Below are 3,319 nucleotides of genomic sequence, written 5' to 3'. Positions count from 1 at the left end.
GGTGTAGCTCAGTCGGTTAGAGTGCCGGCCTGTCACGCCGGAGGTCGCGGGTTCGAGCCCCGTCACTCGCGCCATTTCTTTCAAGGGCCTAGGCCCTGACTCTGCAGAAAAGCTTCAACTTTCAGGAACCGGCTTGTGCCCGCTGCGGCGGCACGCCGGTTTTCGCCATTCAGGCCGGCGGCGTGTAATTTGCCGACATCCGGGCCGCCTCGGTGCCTTTCGATCCACGTTTGTAGATCAGGCCGACAACCAGACCGATATATCCAACCTGAAGAATGACCAGCGCAAGAATGGCCCAGCCGAGCGCCTTCCAGACCGAGCCGGTTTCTATTTCGGCCCAGATTGCCGTGATGAACGACGTTGCGAGCATGCCTACTAGAAACTGAGGAAAATACATGGCTGCGGCACTCTGGTCTTGGCGATTCAGGCGGCTTTCAAACTCAGTTGTTAAAGAGCCCGCCGCTCCATTTCTGGAGCGGCGGGGCCCCCCGAATTTGCCCCCCGGCTGCCGGGGTAATTAACGACCCCGGGCATTGCTGACAGTGCAATTGCGATGCCAGAAATGATGACCCATTACGGGACACTCGGGACAAAGGCGCAAGACCGGATTGCCGATAAACATTACCTGTGGCTAATATGTCACCTTGGCCGGAAGGGACCAAGGCGGAGAGGGTTTTGGCAGGTTTTCTGGCCGCGATGCTGCTGGCGTCGGCAGGTCGGTGCTGGTCCAAGGACACCGACAAACAGATTTCCGAAACCGCCCTGAGAACGCTCAGCGCCCAGATGTATTCCGGCATTCTGAGCCATGAATGCCTGTATGGACGACGCTATCCGCAAAGCCGAATCGAGAACGGCTTCAAAAGGCACTTCGAGGAGATGAAGCTGCAGTTGATCGCCGATGGGTACACCATCGTGCCAGGCGCGGAAGGGCGCAACTCACAGTGGCCCCTTTCGGAGATGGCATTTGACGCCAAACGCCGGCTCGGCCTCCCGCGTCAATTCGGTTGCCTTGAAGCGTATTGGCTCGACGACAATCCCGACTGGTGAGGCAGCTAGGCCCGCTGTCGACCTCAAGTCCGCGCCAGCAGCGCCTCGACCTCCTGCAGCGTCGGCATCGACGGCGCAGTGCCGGGGCGAGTCACCGAAATGCCGGCGACGGCGCAGGCGAAGTTCACCGCCTGCAGCGGCTCGACGCCTTTCGCCAGGGCCGCCGCGAGGCCGCCATTGAAGGCGTCGCCGGCGCCGGTCGTTTCCACAACCGGCCCGGCATTGACGGCGCCGACATGGTCGGAACGATCCTTTGTGTGCAGCAGCGCGCCCTTCTCGCCAAGCGTGACGATGACCGCGCCGACACCTTTCTCGAGCAGGCTGTCGGCGGCGCGGCGGGCGTCGTCGATGGACGACACCTTGATGCCGGTCAGTTCCTCGGCCTCGGTCTCGTTGGGCGTGACATAGTCGCAAAGCGTATAGATGCGGTCGGGCAGCCTGGCGGCCGGGGCCGGGTTGAGGATGGTCGTCACCCCTGCCCCGCGCGCGATCTCAAGCGCCCTCAGCGCGGCCTCGATCGGCTGCTCGAGCTGGGTGACGAAGACGCCGGCCGAGCGGATGAGGCCGGCATGGGCATCGATGTCGGCGGGCGAGATCAGCATCGCCGCGCCCGGACTGACGATGATGGCGTTGTTGCCGGTCGTCTCCTCGACGAAGATATAGGCAGCGCCGGTGTAGCTCTCCGGCGTGTCGATGACCGCCGCCTTCAGGCCGGCCGCCTGCCAGGTGTGCCTGGCCATGTCGGCGAAGGCGTCGACGCCGAGCCGGGTCAGGAAGGTGGTGTCGGCGCCCAGCTTGCCGGCGGCGACCGCCTGGTTAGAACCCTTGCCGCCCGGGCCCAGCTTGAACGAGTTGCCGAGGATGGTCTCGCCCATGCGCGGCTGGCGGTCTGCGCGGTAGGCTGTGTCGGCGACGAAGACACCCAGGATGACGACAGGCTTGCCGGCGGCCATCGCCCTACTCCGCATCCGGCGGAATGACGCCCTTGCGGAAGGCGAAGCAGCCATAGAAGCGGCGCTCGCCGGTCTGGATGACGCAATAGGCCTTCTTGGCGCGCTCGTAGAAGGCGTAGCGCTCGATCGAGATCATCGGCCAGGCCTTGCCCTCGGCCTTGTCGATCTCCTTCTGCACCTCCTTCTGCACCGGCGGGATCTCGTCAGGATTGCCGACGATCTCCATGCGGGCGGCCGCGTCGTCGACGAAGCTGTCCAGCGGATAGAGCGACAGCACCGCCTTCACCACCTCCGCCGCCGGCGCGTCGATGCGCAGCAGATAGCCTAGCTCCGTCTGGCGGGCGACCGAATCGGCCGGGAAATTGGTGTCGCAGATGATCAGGTCGTCGCCGTGGCCCATCGCCCGCAGTGCCTGGAGCACGTCGGCATTGAGCAGCGGATTGATCCCTTTGAGCATGGCAGTCCTCGCGAAAAATCTGTTGGAGATCAGAGCCGGTTGCCGGTCTCTGCGTCGAAAAGGTGAAGCTGGTCGAGCCGTGGCCGAAGATGCAGCGTGTCGCCCGGTTTGAAGTCGTGGCGCTCGCGGAACAGCGCCACCATCTCGCTTTCGCCGAAGCGCACGAAGACCAGGGTCTCGGAACCGGTCGGCTCGACCACGGAAATCCTGGCGACGACGCCGTCGGGATGGATTTCGAGATGTTCGGGCCGTACGCCGTAGACGACGTTCTGCCCATCCTTGGCGGTGCTGCCGGGGGCAAGCGGAAACGCCGTGCCGGATATGTCGACGATCGGCTTGTCGCCCTTGCGCACGACGCCCTTCAGAAGGTTCATCGCCGGCGAGCCGATGAAGCCGGCGACGAAGAGGTTGGCCGGACGGTCGAACAGCTCCAGCGGCGCGCCGACCTGCTCGATTCGGCCGTCGCGCATCACCACGATCTTGTCGGCCATGGTCATGGCCTCGATCTGGTCGTGCGTGACGTAGATGGTCGTTGTCTTCAGCCGCTGATGCAGTTCCTTGATCTCGGTGCGCATCTGCACGCGCAGCTTGGCGTCGAGATTCGATAGCGGCTCGTCGAACAGGAACACCTGCGGGTTGCGCACGATGGCGCGGCCCATGGCGACGCGCTGGCGCTGGCCGCCCGAGAGCTGGCGCGGATAGCGCTTGAGATAGGGCGCGAGGTCGAGGATGTCGGCGGCGCGCTTGACCCGCTCGGCGACGATCGCCGGATCGGTCTTGCGCAGCTTCAGCGCGAAGGCCATGTTCTGCTCCACCGTCTTGTGCGGGTAGAGCGCGTAGTTCTGGAACACCATGGCGATGT

Annotated in this window: 5 protein-coding genes; 1 reads left to right on the top strand and 4 read right to left on the bottom strand. The window is 64.2% G+C overall.

What is annotated here, in order from left to right; genetic code table 11:
• Positions 1-169: 169 nt before the first annotated feature.
• On the bottom strand, positions 170-397 hold the full coding sequence (locus EN780_RS30470) for a hypothetical protein (RefSeq protein WP_128276138.1): 228 nt from the start codon (positions 395-397) through the stop codon (positions 170-172).
• 278 nt (positions 398-675) lie between these two features.
• Between EN780_RS30470 and EN780_RS30465 the strand changes: the two genes are divergently transcribed.
• Entirely contained in the window at positions 676-1,047 is a 372-nt protein-coding gene (locus EN780_RS30465; protein WP_128276137.1) for a hypothetical protein, read from the top strand.
• 23 nt (positions 1,048-1,070) lie between these two features.
• On the opposite strand, the gene rbsK is transcribed toward EN780_RS30465, so the two are convergent.
• The 3 genes from rbsK to EN780_RS30450 form a co-directional block, all read right to left on the bottom strand.
• Positions 1,071-2,000: a ribokinase gene (gene rbsK, locus EN780_RS30460; protein WP_128276136.1), complete on the bottom strand. Its 930-nt coding sequence runs from the start codon at positions 1,998-2,000 to the stop codon at positions 1,071-1,073.
• Between the two features lie 4 nt (positions 2,001-2,004).
• On the bottom strand, positions 2,005-2,457 hold the full coding sequence (locus tag EN780_RS30455) for an RbsD/FucU family protein (protein ID WP_126054886.1): 453 nt from the start codon (positions 2,455-2,457) through the stop codon (positions 2,005-2,007).
• 29 nt (positions 2,458-2,486) lie between these two features.
• Positions 2,487-3,319, bottom strand: an 833-nt coding sequence (locus EN780_RS30450; protein WP_128276135.1) for an ATP-binding cassette domain-containing protein, incomplete at its 5' end; no start/stop codon positions are given.

This window comes from Mesorhizobium sp. M4B.F.Ca.ET.089.01.1.1, assembly GCF_004022605.1.
Lineage (GTDB): Bacteria > Pseudomonadota > Alphaproteobacteria > Rhizobiales > Rhizobiaceae > Mesorhizobium > Mesorhizobium abyssinicae.
Note: the sequence above shows the minus strand (reverse complement) of the source record. Positions and strands in the feature narration are given on the sequence as shown.